Raw genomic sequence first — 17,060 nt, 5'->3', positions numbered from 1 at the left:
GACTTCGGACTTACTCGTCCAGTGTCAGTGGTGGGTGGGACGCTGGCTGTCATGGACGAACTGATACGGCGGCGGGTGTACGGCGCCGACCACGACGACCCGGACCCGGGGCCCCGGCCCGGCCATGTCTACCGGGAGCTGGTCGCCGGCCCGCTGGACGGCCTGCTCCTCGATGTCACCGGCTGGACGGCCGGACAGCTGCGGGAAGGCGCCGCGCTGGCCACGGAGATCGGCGCGTACGGGCCGGGGGGCCGCGCGCTGTACGGTCCCGGCGCGGCCGACCCGCGGCTGTGGGAGTGGCAGGGCGACACCCCCTGACCCCGCCGGCGCGTCGCCGGACCGGGCGACCAGCACGCGCGCGCCGAGCGCAGGTCCGCGTGCGTGGCGGCGGTGGCGATCCATACGGGCTCGCCCGCCCGGATGACGTACTCACCCAGCCGCTGGTCCCTGAGCGGGAAGCGCGGCATGAAGTTGGCCAACGGAGGCTTCCGGAGGACGACATGGTTGACGGTCTCGCGGATCATGCCCGCCGACAGGCTCGCGCGCGCCCGGCCGTCGCCGGTGATGATCTCGACGACGGCGTTCGCGATGAGGATGCCCGCGTGGTCGGAGATCATCCCCATGAGCATGGTGAGTTCGTGGGCCAGCTCCGAGGAGGTCAGCAGAGGCTGAGGGGCCAGCATGTAAGAGGGAAAGTCCTCGCCCGGCCGGCGCCGCTTCTCCTCGGCGAGCGCGTCCATGGCGGTGTGAACTGCGCGGCCCTCAACAAGCACGTACGCGAGCCCGGTCCGGTGTGATCGCTCCCGGCCGCCCAGTCGCGATACACGGTGCTCCGGCAGGGCCTCCTTGCCAAGCCCGGCGACATCAAAGGCTTGGACAACAAATGGTCGGCGACGGCGTGCGTCCGGACCGCGCGGCGGACCGTCCCCGCCGGCCACCGGTCGCGTTCGGGGCGCGTTCCGGTTGTCTTCGGGGCGCTGCCCTCCGTACGGCCTTCCCGCACCGCAGAGTGGCGGTATCACCCCCCCCGGGCACGGGCAACGGCGTTACGGTGAAGAGTCATTGACGGAACGTCAGTGACGACCGGCAGGGAGGATCGCGATGACGGAGATCCACAGGATGGACCCGGTCGAGCGGGCGCGGCAACTCGCCGACTGGGGGATCGCGCTGTCCGACCGCTTCCTGGTGCTGGGAGACCGTACGGCCGGGGCCGATCCCCTCGCGCCCGACCGGGTACGGGAGAAGGCCGGTCAACTGGCCGTGCAGGAAGCGCGGGACGTTCTGATGGAGGCCGACCGGGAGCTGCCCCTCGACGATCCCCGTCGCCTCCGCCTGGACGTCAGGCTCGGCAGCGTACTGATGATCCGGCACGTCCGGTTCGGTGGTGAGGACGAGGAGCGGGAGATCGCGCTGACGGTGTTCCGGCGCGTCCACAACACCGCCCGGCCGGGCACCTGGGACCACGACTACGCCCAGCTGTGGCTCGGCTGGTTGCTCTTCTTCCCCGCGCTGCCCCGGCAGTTGAGACTCGGCGACCCTGTCGACTTCGAGTCGGCCCGGCGATGGATGCAGGCTCCGCCGAGCGATCCCGCGGTGCGGGCGCGGCTCACCGCCAACCTCGACGAGTCGATCGGCTATCTCCAGTACAGCAGCGTCTGCCCGCGGTGGCCGGAACCCGTCCGGGCCCCGCTGAAGCTCATGCTCGGGCTGGTGCCGGTCCTGCGCATGGCGCTCGGACAGCCCTTCGACCCGCTCTCGCTGATGAGATCGCTGCCCCTCTTCCAGCAGGGGATCGGGCTGATGCCCAAGGGTGCGGCGAACCGGACCGAGCTCCAGACCTTCGCGCACCTGGCCGCCCTGGAGGTGTCCCGCCACACCGACGGCGCCCCCGGTGAGACCGGCCCGGCGCTGGAGGCGGCGATCGACACCCTGCCCCCGGGACACCTCCTGCGGGACGCGCTGCTCGGCGAACTGGCACAGGAGTATCTGGAGCGGGCGTCGGACTCGGGTACCGACGAGGATCTGGGGGCCGCGTCCGCCGTCCTGGCCAGGGCGAGGGCGGAGATCACCACAGACAGCCCGTGGTACGACTCCGTGCTGGATCTGCTCGGCTCGCGGCAGTTCCTGGAGGCGCTGCGGCACCGCTCCCCGGAGCTGGTGGACGAGTCGGTCGTGGCCGGGGTGCGCGCGCTGCTGCGCTGGCGTCCCGAGGGCGCGCCCGCTCCCCGGGCCGTGCCGCTGAACGGCCTGTCCGAAGCGCTGGACGCCGCGGACGAGGTGCTGGAGCGTACGGCCGGGCTCGCCCCGGACGACACCCACCCCGGCATGGCCCATCTCCAGGTGGGCGGTTCGCTGATGCTCCGGGCCGTGATCTCCGGAGAGACGGAGGACAGCCGGCGCGCCCTGGCACATCTGCGGCGGGCCACCGAACTGATCCCGGCGGAGCACCCCGTCGCCCCGGCCGCACTGGCGATGCTCGGCGGCACGCTCGACTACCACTATCTGCGGCACGGCACGCGCCAGGACGCCGAGACGGGACGGATATTCCTGGACCACGCCACCGGCGCCGCGGTCGCGCACCGGCCGGTGAAGCGCCCCGCGAGGTATCAGAAGTTCGGCGAGACCTTCCGGGCCCTCGCCCTGGGGCTGCGTGCGCGTGAGGAAGGCGACGGCGCGGCCGAGGCGCTCGCCGAACTCCGTACCCTCGTCGGGAACGACGGCTCACGCCTGTGGCCCGCGTCCCTGAGCATCGCCACGGCCTTCGGCGTGCTCAGACAGGCCGTGACGAACCAGAACTGGGACGAACTGCCCGCCGCACTGGACCTCCTGGACGAGGCGGCCCTCGGCGACGACCTCGCCATCCCCTGGCTCCAGCCGGTGGCGGCGACGTTCGGCGGGCTGGCCGCCGTGGTGCGAGGGGCGGTCCGCGGGGACACCGCCGAGCTGCGGCGCGGGACGTCCCTGCTGGAAGAGCTCATGGCGGACGAGTCGCGGCTCCCCGCGGACATCCGCCTCCTGGGACACTCCGGCCTCGGCTCCGCCCGGCTGCTGCTGAACCTGCTCAACGACGATCCGGAGGTACTGGCGACGGCGCTGATCGACCTGGAACGCGCCCGGGAGCGGATGGGGCCCGATACGCCGCCCAGCGCGGCCGTGGCCGTACTGGACGGCCTCGCCGACGGATACCGGCGGCGCGGTGATCCCGCGGCGGGCGATGCCTCCGCCGCGGTCGACGCGGGTCTCGCCGTGATCCGGACCGTGGCCGCGGAGGTGATGCTCCAGCGCGGCGCCCACCACGGACTGCTCCCGGCCAGGGGCGCGGCGCGCAGGGCCGTACGCGTCGCGCACTGGAGCCTGGAGGACGGGCATCCGCGCACGGCCGTGGAGGCGCTCGAACTCGGGCGGGCGCTCGTACTGCGGGCCTCGACCACCGCGACCGACGTCCCGGACCGGCTGGTGGCGGCCGGCCGGGCGGACCTCGCCGACCGCTGGCGCGAGCACGTACTCGACAGCCCGGCGCCGGTGCTGCCTCCGGCGCCTCCCCTGGCTACTTCCGCTTCCGCGCCCGTGTCCGAGGGCGCACCGGACGCCGTCGTGACCGAGAGTCTGCGCAGTACGGTGCGGCTGCTCCTCGAACAGGGCATGCCCGGAGGGGAGATCCCCAGCGAGCTGCGGCGGGAGGCACTGGGCGTGCTCGCCGAACACGACGGCCGGCACAGCCTGCACGAAGCGCTCACCCCGGCCGCGCTCGGGAAGTCCCTCGCCGCCGTGGACGCCGACGCGCTGGTCTACCTGCTGGACGGGCCCGAGGACAGTGAGGCTCCCGGCGCCGCGCTGCTGGTGGATACGGACGGCCGCGTCGTACACGTACCCCTGCCCGGACTGGCGCAGCGGGCCTGCGGTCCGCTCCGCTCGTACATCTCCGCCCGCGCGGCGTTCTCCCGGGCCCGCGGCGCCGAGCGCGAGAGCGTCGGAACCGACTGGCGGGCGGCGCTGGAAGACCTCTGCGACTGGGCGTATCCGGCGGCCATGGGACCGGTGCTGGACGAGATCGCGACCTGGGACCGAGGCCAGGAGCGGGACCAGGACCGGGAGTGGGACAGCGGCCGGGCGCCGCATCTGGTGCTCGTGCCCTGCTCCACCCTCGGTGTGGTCACCTGGCACGCGGCCCGCACTCCGGTCCCCGGCACCGGTGACGCCGCGGGGCACCGGTATGTGATCCAGGACGCCGTCGTGTCCTACGCGGCCAGCGGCAGGCAGTTCGCGGAGGCGGCCGGACGCGACCAACTGCCGCCCGCCGAGGACCCCGTCATCGTTCTCGACCCCAGCGGCGACCTCCTGTGGCCGGTCCTGGAGGCGGAGGGCATCCGCGACGCCCACTACCCGCGGGCCCGCGTCCTGGGGGCGGAGACGGAGACGGCCGAGGAACACGCCCGACTGCCCGAGCGCGTACTCGCCTGCCTGCCCAGCAGGGGAGAGCCCGGGGCCTCCCTCCTCCATCTCGGCTGCCACGCCGACACACGAGAGGTCCCGCTCGATTCGGCCCTGCTCTTCGGCGAGACCAGGGAGAGCGAGCGTGTCGCGCGGACCGAGCTGACGCTCCCCATCTCCCGGGTGCTCGAACGGGCGGCGGGCCGCCGCCCCGGCAGTCCCGGCGGTCTGGTCGTACTCAACGCCTGCCTCAGCGACCTGAGCGAACGCGACCATGACGAGGCGCTCACGCTCGCCACCGCCTTCCTCACCGCGGGAGCGACCGGTGTCGTCGGCTCGCGCTGGAACGTGCCGGACCGGCCCGGCGGCCTGCTCATGACCGTGCTCCATCACCATCTGTCCCAGGGCGTCACCCCCGCACGCGCCCTGCGCGCCGCGCAGTTGTGGATGCTCGACCCGGAGCGCGCCCCCGTCCCCGGAATGAGCCGGCTGATGGCCGCGCAGGTGCCAGACACCGAACACCTCCACACCTACGCCTGGGCCGCGTACACCCACCAGGGACGCTGACCCCCCGACCGTCCAGCCGGAGTTGACGCCGATGAGCATGGAAGACCTGAACAGGATCGTCGCGGACCACCTGGCCGAGCTGGTCGCGCGGCTCGACGCCGACGGCCGGGCCGAAGTCGCCTCGATCCAGGCCCGGATGCGGGCCGCCAGTGACCCGAAACCGTACGCGAGGCGTCTCCTGCTCGCTCTCGCCGAGGCGCTGCCGCCCGACCACCCGGTGGCGCTGGCGATCCTGCGGCAGGCCAACTGGCGCGCTCCGGACGTACTGGACCGCGCGGCCATCGACGCCGAGGCGGCGGCCATCCTGTCCCTCGCGGGTCTCTCCTTCGAGCCCGAGGACGCCGCTACTCCCGAGGACGCCGCTACTACCGACGCCGGTACCCACACGGACGCCGGTACCCACACGGACGCCGGTACCCACACGAACTCCGGTACCCACACGAACTCCGGTACCCACACGAACTCCGGTACCCACACGAACTCCGGCACCACGGACGGCGGTAACACCGCCCCGGGACCCGCCGCGCTCATGGACCTCGTCCGGCGGCGCGTACTCGCGGCCACACCCGTGCTCAGCGACGACGAGGCACGCGCCCTGAGGCGGCATGGGGCGCCGCGCGACCTCATCCGGCTGGACAGGCCGGGCGGGGCGACGGCCTTCCCCCGCTTCCAGTTCGAGCCCTCGGGCCGCCCCCGGGAGGTGGTGGTACGGGTCAACCGGCTGCTCGGCGCCGACCGCGACCCGTGGGGCGTGACCGCCTGGTGGCTGGCCATGAACATCTGGCTGGGGGACCCGCCCGCGGAGCTGCTGGGCGCGGACCGCGACGACGACCTGGTGGCCTGCGCCGGCGCGATCCTGGGGGAGGACTGACATGACGGCGCAGGCCCTGCCGGACGTACCGGTCTTCCCCCACGCGCACACCGTCCCCGCCGGGACCGTGCTGTGGCGGGTCCATAAATCCAGCCGCGCGGTGACGGAGTTCAACCCCCGTCCCGCCGACCCCTACTTCGGCGGTTCACGCTTCGACGGCGTCAGCGAGAGCCCGTACCCGTTCCTGTACGCCGCCCCCGATCCGGCGACGGCGCTCGCGGAAGTGCTGCTGCGCGACCGGGACTTCGACATGAGGCTCGGGGTACGGGTGATCCTCGGCCATGAGGTCGCCGGGCGGACCCTGTCCGCGCTGGAGGTCACCGAGGATCTGCGGGTGGTGTCGCTGTGTTCGGCGGTGGAGCTGGCCGCGGTGTGCCAGGACGGCTGGCTCGTCGAGGCCGACGGCCCGCAGTACGCCTTCACCCGCCGCTGGGCCCGGTACTTGCGCGACCGCGCCCCATGGGGCCAGGGCCTGCGCTGGCAGGCGCGCCGCAACCGGCCCCTGGAGTCACTGATGCTCTTCGGTGACCGCCGCGCCCCCGACGCGCTGAAACCCTCGGCGACACCGGCCGTCCCGCTGGGAACGCCCGAGGGGATCGAGCACGTCAATGAACTGCTCGCACCCCTGCGGGCGGTGATCTTCCCGCCGGTCCCGCCGGTCCCGCTTCCCGTCGACGGCCCGCCGGACAGCGCCTACGCGGTCGGGTAGTCGGGCACCGGTACGGCCGAGACGACGCTGTCGATCGTCCGGTCCCGGAGCTGGACCACCAGCCGGTCGGCGGCCCGCAGCGATCCGACGAGGTCGGCGAGCGAGCACTGTGGCCGGGCGCCGTCCAGGCTCTCTTCGAGTTCGTCCATGATGCGCAAGGCGGTTTCCGCCAGCTCCACGAGCTCGGCGCGCAGGCGCGGGCCGGGGCCGCCGCACTGTTCGTCGGCGGGGAGTGACGTGACGAGCCGCTCAAGCGTCCGCGTCGACGCTATGAGCGCGTCGACCGCGGAAACGACATCCTCGGATGTTTCGTTCACAGCCGGTCCAACGAGTACGGGCGCCGCTCCGTCACGGGCCGCCGCCGGTACTGGCGCGTGCCGGTGCCGGGGTACGGACACAGCTGGACCGGATGGCGGCGCTCGCGCCGGAGCGGCCGGCCGGCGTCTTCGGCGGCCTCAGCCGCCGCGTCGGCTACGCGCCGGGCCCGCGTCCGTGGAGCGGTTACGTACGGATCCGCTGGAGGCCCGTTGCCGTCGCGTCCAGTTCGGCCAGGATGCGCTCGCGGTCCTCGTCCAGGGCCGGTACGCGATCCATCCTGGGCTCCCGGCCCGCGACGGTGACGGGTGGCAGGAGCGCGTCCAGCGGCCCCACCGGGGAGTCCACCGTGCGCCAGCGGTTCCGGGCGGCGAGCTGCGGGTGGTCCGCGAACTCCGTCACGTCCCGCAGCCGGGCATGGGCGATCCGGGCCGATTCGAGGCGCCGCTCGGCCTCGACGGCGCTCAGCGCGGCGAAGCGCTCCTCGATCCGGGTCCGCAGCGCGTCGCGGTTCTCCACCCGCAGGGAGTTCCGGGCGAAGCGCGGGTCGGTGGCGAGCTGGGGCGCGTCCAGGACCCGCGCGCAGAAGTCCTCCCACTCGCGCTCGTTCTGGACGCCGAGGAAGACACGTACCCCGTCGCGGGTCGCGTACGGGCCGTAGGGGGCGATGGCGGCGTGCTCGGCGCCCGAACGCGGCGGCTGGGCGCCGCCGTAGCGGGTGAAGTAGCCGGGGTAACCCATCCACTCCCCGAGCGCCTCCAGCATCGACACCTCGAAGGCGCTTCCCCGGCCGGTGCGTTCGCGTTCGTACAGCGCCGTGAGGATGCCGCTGTACGCGTACATCGCGGCGGCGATGTCGGCGACCGGGATACCGACCTTGGCCGGCGCCTCCGGCGTACCCGTCAGTGACATCGCCCCGGACTCACACTGCACCAGCAGGTCGTACGCCTTCTGGTCGGTATAGGGGCCGCCGGTGCCGTAGCCGGAGATGGCGCACACGACGAGCCGGGGGTTGGCACCGGTGAGGGTCGCGGCGTCCAGGCCAAGCCGCCCGGCCGCGCCCGGGGCGAGATTCTGTACGAACACATCGGCGCGGTCGACGAGCCGCCGGAGCACCGCGGCGTCCTCGGGCCGCTTCAGATCGAGGGCGATGGATTCCTTGCTGCGGTTGAGCCAGACGAAGTGGCTGGACATGCCCCGGACCGTCTCGTCGTAGCCACGCGCGAAGTCGCCGGTCCCCGGCCGCTCCACCTTGATGACGCGGGCGCCCAGGTCGGCGAGCTGACGGGTGGCGAACGGGGCCGCGACCGCCTGCTCGACAGAGATCACGGTGATGCCGTCCAGTGGGAGCACGGGAGGTCCTTTCGAACGGGGCCGGGCGGGTTCCGCCCGGCCGGGCCCGCCCCGGAGGCGGGGGAGGTCATACGATCGTCCTCCCCGTGACCGTACCCCGCCCCGACGATCACCCGACGGCCATGGCCGTCACACCGGCCTGTCGGGCTCCGGCAGCTCCATCGCCATCAGCGGCGCGTACTGCCGGCCCGCGTAGCGGTCGGAGTCGCGCGGACTGCCCTGGACCGTGGACCTCGGCAGCGACACCTTGACACAGTCAACGGCTGGACAGCGCGGAGTTCGGCGCGGAGGACCGCTACCTCCAGCACCGCCGCCTCGTACAGGCGCTGCGCGCCCACGACAGGGCGGCGGCCGAAGAGCTGGCACAGCACCATGTGGCGACGGCTCTGGCCGGCCTGCGCGCGGGGCGGGACTGAGCGGCCCTGAAAGGCTGTCAGGACGCCATGCCTCAGTCGCAGGAAGGCCGGTACGCGAGGTGCGGAAAGAGGCCCTCCCACTGGGGCTTGTCGACGCTCAACGGGTGCGTACGGCACAGCTCCTCATAGATGCGGTCGGTGTCCAGGCCGAGGAGATAGGTCTGGTCGCCGTGGTCCAGGATCTTGTTCTCCGGCACCACAGCCATGAGCGGCTGCTCGTCGGGGAAGAGTTCGACCTGCCGCGCCGTCGCGAGGGTGGCGAGGCTCGGCGTGCGCCACTGTCCGTCGGTTCCTATGCCCCAGATCCGGTACGGCGAGCTGGTCACCGCCCGGTCGCCGTCCGGGCTCAGATCCACTGACTCGATCGGTCTGTCGAACCGCAGGGTGCGTGTCCGTTCGGGCCGCCGGGGGTTCTTCACATCCCAGAACTGGGCCGTTCCGTCGCTGAGCACGGTCATCAAGGCGTCCTCGCCGACCGGGTAGTAGCCGCCGGCGGCGGCGGGCAGTCCACTGAGTTTCTGCGGCCGGTCGATATCCGTCAGGTCCCACAGCGATACCTCCTCCGCCGCGTTCTCGGTGATGAGCAGGCGTGACGCGTGGAGATACGCCGCGCTCGTCACCAGAGCGCCGTCCTTGATGCGCGCGGCCTTGCGGGGGTGCGCGGGGTCCTTGACGTCCCAGAGCCGCAGATGGGTCGAGTCCTCCACCGTCGCCATGGCGTCCGGACCCGTGAACCAGACTCCGCCGGAGTTGAAGGCCACTGGCGCCTCGACCACCGCACGCCGTACCGGAGCTCGTACGTCCGACACATCCCACAGCTCTATGCGACGGGCCTTCGCCTCCCCGATCGCCAGCAGCCGGCCGTCCGGGCTCACGCCGGTGACCACGTCCTCGGCCGTGAAGGGGATGTCCTTGCCATGCTTCGGACCGGCGCCCGAACCGAACTCCCACAGCCGGAAGACATGGTCCTTGGTGTTCTCCGTCCACCGGTGCCCCACCAGCACGTCCTGCCGCCTGCCGGGGAGGAAGTATCTGGCCTCCCACGGCTCGGGCACGGTGAACACGCGGCGGGGCCTGGACCTCTCGCTGACGTCCCACACATGCGACGTGCTGTTGTAATCCACATCGCTGGTCCTGGTGAGCAGCAGACCGCCGTCCTCGCTGATCGCGCTGGTCCCGGGGTCCGGGAACGCCGGGACCCCGTCGACCGCTGGGGCCGCCGGCCGCTCGGGCCAGAGCCGTACCGCGCCCCGCACATCGCCGGAGGCGATCAGTGTGCCGTCCGGGCTGTACGCCACGGCCTGGACCGGTTCCGCCGCGCTCAGGGCGCTCAGACCATTGCCGCTGTACAGCGAGGATTCCGGCTCGCCGATCCGCCGCAGACGCAGTTCGCCCGAACTGTCCGCCGCGGCGAGCATCGTGCCGTCCCGGCGGAAGCTGAGCGACGGCATACGGTCGCCGACCCCCCAGCTGTCCCCGAAGGAGTCCGCGGCGACCGGCCTGAGCCGCCGGCCCCCCTCCACCGCCCACCAGGCCAGCTTGCCCTGGCCGCCGGTGGCGGCCACCAGCGCGCGTCGCGGATGGAAGGCGATCGCCATCACCGAGTCGGTGGTGCCGGTCGAGAGCCGCACGGGCCGGCCGGGATCGCGTACGTCCCACAGTTTCACCTGGGCCGGAGTGGCGCTCTCCGCCCCGCTCCGGCCGTTCCCGGTGACCAGCAGCCGCCCGTCATTGCTGAAGGAGAGCGATATCAGCTCGACCGCCGCCACGGTCCGCTCCGCGCGCAGTTCGGGGCGGGCGGGTGCGGTGACGTCCCACAGCCGGAGCCGGCCCTTCTCACTGCCGCTCGCCAGCGTCCGGCCGTCCGGGCTGAAGGCCAGTGTGAACGCGATCCCCTCGGGTGTCCCGCGCTCGGCGAGCCGCCGCGGCTTCCGGGGGTCGGCGATGTCCCATACGGTCAGCCGTTTCCTCGTCTGCACGGCGAGGAGCCGCGACCGGGGATGGAACGCGATGACGGCCGCGTCGTCGAGGTCCAGCGCCGCCGCCTTGCGTGGCGCCGCCGGGCGGGCGATGTCCCACAGCTGCACCCGTCCGCCCCGATGGCCGGTGCCCAGCACTTTGCTGTCGGAGCTGAACGCCACATTGAGAACGGGCTCGTCGACGCCCCCTTTGAGGTCGGCCGGAGCCAGGGACATGTAGGAGGCGTAGAGGCTGGAGCGCGTCTCCGGGATCTCCGCGGTGCGGTACGCGGCCAGGCTCAGCCGGAACGCCGTCTGCGGATCGCGCTCCCGCATGATGTCGGCCTGCGTGGCCAGCTGTCCGGCGATCAGCACCGTTTCCCGCTCCGCCGTCTCCTGCTGCGACCGGCGGGCCATGACCGCCAGCGTGCTCGCCAGCAGGGCCAGCGCCAGGACGACCGCCACGCCCGTGGTCAGCAGGTTCCTCTTCCGCCGTTCCGCCCGGCCGCTGGCGCCGAGGAAGTCCCGCTCCACCGGCCGCATGGGCAGGGTGTGACCGTCGTCCTCCGTCAGGGAGCGGGCCGCCGCCAGATGCTCGCCCGCGTACAGACCGCTCGGGGGCCGTCCGGTCTCGGCCCAGGCGTCGGCCGCCTCGCCCAGTCGGCGGCGTACCAGCAGCCCGTCGAGATCCGTGTTGATCCAGTCCCGTAATCGCGGCCAGCCGTAGAGCAGCGAGTCGTGACAGAGCTGCGCCTCTCCGTCGTCCACGACCACGAGCCGCGCGTCCGTGAGCAGACCGAGCAGAGCCGTGCCCGTCCCCAACTCGTCCGTGCGGACCCGGCGCCGTACGGCCTTTCCCTGGCCGTCCACCAACCGCACCATGCGCAGGCACAGTTCACGCAGCTCACGGCGGCCCCCGGCGTCGAGTGAGCCATGGATCCGCTCGGCGACTCGCGCCACGGACGAGCCGATGCCTCCCGTCGCCTGGTACCCGCCGAAGGTCAGCAGCGAGCCGCGTCGGCCCGCCCAGGTCTCCTGGAGGGCGTGGGCCAGGAACGGAAGCGCGATGGCGTCACCGGCACCGCCCCGCGCCTCGTGCAGTTCACGCAGCAGCAGGTCGGACAGGCCGTCCTCCAGCCGCAGCCCCGCGTACGCGGCCGGCCGCTCGATGGCCGACCGCAGTTCGTCCTCGCTCATCGTGGGTACGGTGAACTGCCCCGCCCGTACGACACGCGACAACCGGGGATCGCGCAGACAGTGTCCGAAGTAGTCGGCGCGCAGTCCGAGTACGATCCGCGGCCCCGTGCCCGCGGCCCGGCCGGCGGAGCCCTCCTCACCCGCCACCGCGCGGATGAACAGCTCACGCTCCTCGGTGTCCTCGCAGTGCGTGAAGATCTCTTCCAACTGGTCGATCACCAGAATGCCGGGCCCCCGCCCGCCGTCGTCCGGCCCGATGAACCGCCCTGCCCCCAGGGCGTGTTCGACCTCGCCGAAGGGCCGGCCCACCGCCTCCGCCCACCGAGCGGTCACGGTATGGAACGGGCGGGAGCCGGGCGCCGCCACCAGCAGTACGGGCCCCGGCTCCGCCGCCCCGAGCGCCGCACCGAGACCGGCGCGCAGCAGCGAGGACTTTCCCACGCCCGACGGACCCACCAGCACCACGGGCCCGTCCGGCTCCGTACGCGTCACCCGGTCGAGCAGCGCCTCCGTCAACTCCTCGCGTCCGAAGAAGAGATGACGCTGCTCGGGCAGGAAGGGCCGCATCCCCGGGTACGGGCACGGACTCTCGTCCTGGACCCGGTCCGCGGGCTCCGGGTCCGGCTCGGCCGCCGGCGCGTAGCGCGGGTTGGCGGCGAGGACGAGATCGCCCATCCGCCCGACGGTGTCCGCGTGGGGACGGGCCGGCGCGCCCTGCAGCCGCCGGTCGAGATGGCGGTAGACATCGGCCAGCGTGAACCACTTCGGGCCGCCCGCGTCCCCCTCCCGCAGCAGGCGCAGCAGCTCGCCGCAGAACAGCGTGTCCCGCGCGCCCTCCGGGGCGAAGGCCGAGGCGTAGTGCGTGGCGGACGTCAGGAGGTAGCTGCCGTCCGGCCGCGCCGAGACATACGGGTCCCGGCGCGGCCCCTGCTGGGCGGCCTCCGCCAGCCCGGAGAAGCAGCAGTCGAGGATCACCACGGGCCGTACGGGGGCCGCGCTCAGCAGATTCCGGATCTCGGCGTAGGGGACGGCGTGGACGGTGCTGTGCGCCGAGGTGGTGCCGGTCGCGAGATACAGCTGGTCCCCGGGGCCCAGCAGACCGTGGCCGGCGAAGCAGAAGACGACGACTCCGCCCTCCGCCCGGTCGACGGCCGCCTCCACCGCCGCGAGTACGTCCGTCGGGCCGGCGGGATCGGTGATCAGCTGGACCTGATCCTCGGGCATGCCGCATACCGTGTGCAGCGCCGCGGCGAGACCGGCGGCGGAGCGTGTGGCACTCGGCAGATCCGTCAGCCGTGACCCTGCCTGGTAGCGCCCCGTACCGACCACGACGGCGTGACAGTCGGATCCGGTCAGATGTCTTCCGTATCCCTCGTCCACGCCTCAAGATCCCCCGTCCACGTCTCAGGTTCTGTCCGGCTCGGCAGGGGTGCCGCTCGCCGCGTCCCGGTCCGTACGGTCGTCCGTGGCGTCCGGGCGCCGCTGGATCGCCTGCGCGACGCGCTCCGCCAGCTCTCCGGAGCCCTCCGCGCTCAGATCACGCACCCGCTCGGAGGAGACGGTGACCTGCGTGCCGTCGGGCAGTGTGATCGTGACGGTCTGGTTGCCCCGGCGGTTCTGGAGCCAGGCCACCACCGCCGCGGCGAGCGCGGCGGTGAGCCCGCCGGGCGCCAGCAGCAGCGACACCAGCTCGCCCGCCGCCCCCATGGATCCGGGCGCGGGCTCGGCCGCGGGCTCCCGGGTGATCCGGTCCCGTAGCTCGGGATGGCGTCGCAGCCAGCGGCGCAGATCGCTCGACGCCCCGTCCGTGTCCTCGCCGGGGCCGCTCACGGCCAGCGTTACCTTCACACGCCCCTCCACGTATGCAGTAACTGCCCAGTCACACGAGGTTAGCAGCACCAAGTCCCTTGTGCGGAAGTCGAGTTCACCGATCCGGCGATCCATGGCGCGGCTCGGTCACTGAGCCGTCGGGCCGGGGCCGCAGGAGAATGGTGAGGTGACTGCGGACCCGTCGACCCCGAAGCTCTCCGGCCAGACCGAGCGCGGCGACGAGATGCGCACCCCGTTGCGCGACTTCCTGCGTACGGAGACGGGCAGCGCGGCCGTTCTGCTCGCCGCGGCCCTCGCGGCGCTCGTCTGGGCCAACGCGGGCCCGGGGACGTACGAGGAGTTCTGGCGGACGGTGTTCTCGGTCCGTATCGGCTCCGTCGGGATCTCGCTGGAGCTGCGCGAATGGGTGAACAGCGGACTCATGACGCTGTTCTTCTTCGTCGTCGGCCTGGAGGCCCGCCGCGAGTTCGACATGGGGGAACTGCGCGAACGGAAACGGGTCGCGCTCCCGATGCTCGCCGGCGTCAGCGGAATGCTCGTACCGGTCGCCATCTTCCTGGCCTTCAACGCCGGACACAGCTCGGTGCACGGCTGGGGCGCCGCCATGTCGACGGACACCGCGTTCGCACTGGGCATGCTCGCCGTCTTCGGCACCCGGCTGCCGCGCGGGCTGCGGGTCTTCATCCTGACGGTCGCCGTCGTGGACGACTTCGTGGCGCTCGGTGTGATCGCGATCGCCTACAGCGGGCGCATCCATGTGCTCGCGCTGGTCGTGGCCGTGCTGATCTTCGGGCTCGTCCTGCTGCTGCGGACCGTGGGAGTGCGCCGGGGCGCGGTGTACGGCGTGCTGGCGGTGGCCATCTGGGTGGCGATGCTGCAATCCGGGGTGGACCCGGTCGTGACCGGTCTGGCGATGGGGCTGCTGATCTTCGCGTACCCCGCCTCGCGCAGCGATCTCGAACGGGCGAGCGGACTGTTCCGGCTCTTCCGTGAGCAGCCGACCCCGGAGCTGGAACGAACCGCGCGGCTCGGGATCGCCTCGGCGATCTCGCCGAACGAGCGGCTCCAGCGGATGTACCACCCCTGGACGAGCTATGTGATCGTGCCCGTCTTCGCACTGGCCAACGCCGGTATCACTCTCAGCGGAAGCCAGCTGGCACGGGCCTTCGAGTCGCCGATCACCCTCGGCATCCTGTGCGGCTATGTGCTGGGCAAGCCCCTCGGTATCCTCGGCGCCGCGCTGCTGACGACCCGGCTGAGCCACGGCCGGCTGCGCCCGCCGGTCGGCTGGGGCGCCACCGCGGCCGGTGGCACCATCGCCGGAGTCGGCTTCACGGTCTCGCTGCTGATCGCCACCCTCGCCTTCGACAGCGAACAGCTGGAGCAGGCCAAGATCGGCATTCTCGCCGTGGTGATCTGCTCGTTCGCCGCCACCTGGCTCGTCACGCGCGTCATCGGAGCGCTGCCCCGGCAGCGCCGGATCCGGGCCCTGCTGGGCAACGCCGAGCAGATCGTCGATCTCTCCGAACCGGTGGACCCGGACCGCGACCATGTGCGCGGGCCGCGGGAGGCACCGGTGACCGTGGTCGAGTACGGCGATTTCGAATGCCCGTACTGCGGGCAGGCCGAGCCGGTGATCCGCGAGTTGCTCGCCGGTTTCGGGAACGTCCGGTACGTCTGGCGCCATCTCCCGCTCAACGACGTCCACCCGAACGCCCAGCTCGCGGCGGAGGCGGTCGAGGCCGCGGCGGACCAGGGCGCCTTCTGGAAAATGCACGATCTCCTGCTCGGCCGCCAGGACGCGCTGCGGGCCGCCGATCTGGTCGGCTACGCGGAGGAGCTGGGGCTCGACCGCGACCGGTTCCACCGGCATCTGCGGTCGCACAAGGGAGCCGCACGGGTCGCCGAGGATGTCGAAGGCGCCGATACGAGCGGTGTGTCGGGCACCCCCACGTTCTTCGTCAACGGGAAGCGCCACCACGGCGCGTACGACATCGACGCCCTCACCGTCGCCGTACGCGCCGCCAAGGCACGCTCCTTCCTGGGCGAGTCTTCCTGACCCGTGCCGGTCAGGTCTTGAGGAAGTCGAGCAGCGCTGGGTTGACGATCTCCGGATGGGTCCAGGCGATGTTGTGCGGGCCGTCCTCGACCGTCACGAACGTCAGGTCCTTGATCAGCCCGGGAAGCCGCTTGGCGGTGTTCGGGTACGGAAGGATGCGGTCGGCGGTCCCGTGGATCAGCAGGACCGGTACGTCGATCCCGGGCAGATCCTCGCGGAAGTCCGTCAGCCAGGTGTCGACACAGGCGTAGGCGGCATGGGCGGAGGCGGCGACGGCGGTGTTGAAGCTGCTCGCCCACGCCTGGTCGCTGACGCGGGTGCCGCGGTACACGTCGACGTTGTAGAAGTTGTCGAGGAAGTCCTTGAAATAGGCCGGCCGGTCGGTGACCACGGCGTCCTTGATCCCCTCGAAGACCGAGCGGTCGACGCCCTCGGGGTTGTCGTCGGTCTTGAGCAGGAACGGCGGGATGGCGCCCATCAGCACGGCCTTGCTGACCCGTCCCGAGCCGTACGTACCGAGATAGCGCGTGACCTCGCCGGTGCCCATGGAGAAGCCGGCCAGCACCACATCGGGTAGGCCGAGGTGGTCGAGGAGGGCGTTGAGGTCCGCGGCGAAGGTGTCGTAGTCATAGCCGACGACAGGCTGGCTGGAACGGCCGAAGCCGCGCCGGTCGTAGGTGATGACGCGATGCCCCGCCTCCAGCAGCACCCGCTCCTGCTTCTCCCACGAGTGTCCGTCGAGCGGGTAGCCGTGGACGAGGACCACGGGCTGTCCGCTGCCATGATCCTCGTAGTAGATGTCGATGGAGCCGGAGTTTTCCTGCCCGACGGTGACGAATGGCATGAGGGAACCCGCTTTCTTTTTTCCTTGGTTTCTCTGCTTTCTCTGCTTTCTGTGCGCAGGGCGATACCCCGCCTTCCCCTGCCTTCCATGAAACCCCGCCCTGTGTACCGTCGCCACCGGGGCAAGAGCGCCCGCCCGGCCGCCCTGGATGCGCCCCCGGCCGCCCTAGCCGGGCCCGCCGTCGCCCGGCAGCGGCTGACGTCCGGTCAGGATGACGCGTACCTCATCGGCCGCCGCGAGACGTCTGATCATCAGCAGCGCGGCCAGACTCGTCGGGTCGTCGCCCGTCATGGTGGGGCCGCAGTGCAGCTCCAGCCGGCTCACACCCCGGTGGGTACGCAGCAACTGCCGTACGGTGTCCACCACTTCGTAGGACGTCTCGTCGTCCATCTCGCCGTCGAGCCTGATCTCGACCGTGTCGGACCGGGGGGTGGTGACGACGATGGTCAGGGGATCAGGGGGAGAAGAGGTCATAGGGGCATACCGGGCGTCCTGGCGAGGTGATTTCCG

The 17,060-nt window shown here is 72.1% G+C and carries 13 protein-coding genes; 6 read left to right on the top strand and 7 right to left on the bottom strand.

Annotation, left to right across the window (positions count from 1 at the left end; genetic code table 11):
• Positions 1–51 precede the first annotated feature (51 nt).
• The 5 genes from IF11_RS0101540 to IF11_RS0101520 all read left to right on the top strand — a co-directional run bounded on the left by IF11_RS0101540 (position 52) and on the right by IF11_RS0101520 (position 6,578).
• Positions 52–318, top strand: a complete 267-nt coding sequence (locus IF11_RS0101540; RefSeq protein WP_030349525.1) for a hypothetical protein — start codon at positions 52–54, stop codon at positions 316–318.
• Positions 319–522: 204 nt separating this feature from the next.
• On the top strand, positions 523–672 hold the full coding sequence (locus tag IF11_RS42865; protein ID WP_157848396.1) for a hypothetical protein: 150 nt from the start codon (positions 523–525) through the stop codon (positions 670–672).
• A gap of 429 nt (positions 673–1,101) precedes the next feature.
• The gene (locus IF11_RS37590; protein ID WP_051745321.1) at positions 1,102–4,998 is read left to right on the top strand and encodes a CHAT domain-containing protein; all 3,897 of its coding nucleotides are present in this window, start codon (positions 1,102–1,104) and stop codon (positions 4,996–4,998) included.
• 31 nt (positions 4,999–5,029) lie between these two features.
• Complete coding sequence (locus IF11_RS37585; protein WP_051745319.1) at positions 5,030–5,869, top strand: hypothetical protein; 840 nt, start codon at positions 5,030–5,032, stop codon at positions 5,867–5,869.
• A gap of 1 nt (position 5,870) precedes the next feature.
• Complete coding sequence (locus IF11_RS0101520; protein ID WP_051745317.1) at positions 5,871–6,578, top strand: RES family NAD+ phosphorylase; 708 nt, start codon at positions 5,871–5,873, stop codon at positions 6,576–6,578.
• Here the strand turns inward: IF11_RS0101520 and IF11_RS0101515 are convergent.
• The 5 genes from IF11_RS0101515 to IF11_RS36260 form a co-directional block, all read right to left on the bottom strand.
• The gene (locus IF11_RS0101515) at positions 6,563–6,895 is read right to left on the bottom strand and encodes a hypothetical protein (protein ID WP_030349520.1); all 333 of its coding nucleotides are present in this window, start codon (positions 6,893–6,895) and stop codon (positions 6,563–6,565) included. The genes IF11_RS0101520 and IF11_RS0101515 overlap by 16 nt on opposite strands.
• A 184-nt stretch (positions 6,896–7,079) precedes the next feature.
• Positions 7,080–8,246, bottom strand: coding sequence for a CaiB/BaiF CoA transferase family protein (locus IF11_RS0101510; RefSeq protein WP_030349519.1), 1,167 nt, complete (start codon positions 8,244–8,246; stop codon positions 7,080–7,082).
• 129 nt (positions 8,247–8,375) lie between these two features.
• A complete protein-coding gene (locus IF11_RS42685; protein ID WP_063759106.1) occupies positions 8,376–8,612 on the bottom strand; it encodes a DUF4387 family protein in 237 nt (78 codons plus the stop codon).
• An 82-nt stretch (positions 8,613–8,694) separates the two neighbouring features.
• Positions 8,695–13,197, bottom strand: a complete 4,503-nt coding sequence (locus IF11_RS0101500) for a caspase, EACC1-associated type (protein ID WP_030349518.1) — start codon at positions 13,195–13,197, stop codon at positions 8,695–8,697.
• Between the two features lie 24 nt (positions 13,198–13,221).
• Entirely contained in the window at positions 13,222–13,665 is a 444-nt protein-coding gene (locus IF11_RS36260; protein WP_037726786.1) for an effector-associated constant component EACC1, read from the bottom strand.
• 205 nt (positions 13,666–13,870) lie between these two features.
• On the opposite strand from IF11_RS36260, the gene nhaA reads away from it, so the two are divergent.
• Positions 13,871–15,706, top strand: a complete 1,836-nt coding sequence (nhaA, locus tag IF11_RS0101490) for a Na+/H+ antiporter NhaA (protein WP_051745416.1) — start codon at positions 13,871–13,873, stop codon at positions 15,704–15,706.
• 10 nt (positions 15,707–15,716) lie between these two features.
• Here the strand turns inward: nhaA and IF11_RS0101485 are convergent, their stop codons facing one another.
• Both IF11_RS0101485 and IF11_RS0101480 read right to left on the bottom strand, forming a co-directional pair.
• On the bottom strand, positions 15,717–16,550 hold the full coding sequence (locus IF11_RS0101485) for an alpha/beta fold hydrolase (RefSeq protein ID WP_030349516.1): 834 nt from the start codon (positions 16,548–16,550) through the stop codon (positions 15,717–15,719).
• Between the two features lie 165 nt (positions 16,551–16,715).
• Complete coding sequence (locus tag IF11_RS0101480; protein WP_030349515.1) at positions 16,716–17,024, bottom strand: STAS domain-containing protein; 309 nt, start codon at positions 17,022–17,024, stop codon at positions 16,716–16,718.
• Positions 17,025–17,060: the final 36 nt, after the last annotated feature.

Origin of the sequence: Streptomyces scopuliridis RB72 (genome assembly GCF_000718095.1) — a bacterium.
Taxonomy (GTDB): Bacteria; Actinomycetota; Actinomycetes; order Streptomycetales; family Streptomycetaceae; genus Streptomyces; species Streptomyces scopuliridis.
The sequence above is the reverse complement of the archived record's forward strand: the minus strand, read 5'-3'. Positions and strand labels throughout refer to the sequence as shown.

What these genes read in the sequence shown, in the direction of transcription:
- IF11_RS0101480 (WP_030349515.1), bottom strand. Translation starts at nt 17,024, where the DNA reads ATGACCTCTTCTCCCCCTGATCCCCTGACCATCGTCGTCACCACCCCC.
- nhaA (WP_051745416.1), top strand. Translation starts at nt 13,871, where the DNA reads ATGCGCACCCCGTTGCGCGACTTCCTGCGTACGGAGACGGGCAGCGCG.
- IF11_RS0101485 (WP_030349516.1), bottom strand. Translation starts at nt 16,550, where the DNA reads ATGCCATTCGTCACCGTCGGGCAGGAAAACTCCGGCTCCATCGACATC.
- IF11_RS0101520 (WP_051745317.1), top strand. Translation starts at nt 5,871, where the DNA reads ATGACGGCGCAGGCCCTGCCGGACGTACCGGTCTTCCCCCACGCGCAC.
- IF11_RS0101540 (WP_030349525.1), top strand. Translation starts at nt 52, where the DNA reads ATGGACGAACTGATACGGCGGCGGGTGTACGGCGCCGACCACGACGAC.
- IF11_RS37585 (WP_051745319.1), top strand. Translation starts at nt 5,030, where the DNA reads ATGAGCATGGAAGACCTGAACAGGATCGTCGCGGACCACCTGGCCGAG.
- IF11_RS37590 (WP_051745321.1), top strand. Translation starts at nt 1,102, where the DNA reads ATGACGGAGATCCACAGGATGGACCCGGTCGAGCGGGCGCGGCAACTC.
- IF11_RS42865 (WP_157848396.1), top strand. Translation starts at nt 523, where the DNA reads ATGCCCGCCGACAGGCTCGCGCGCGCCCGGCCGTCGCCGGTGATGATC.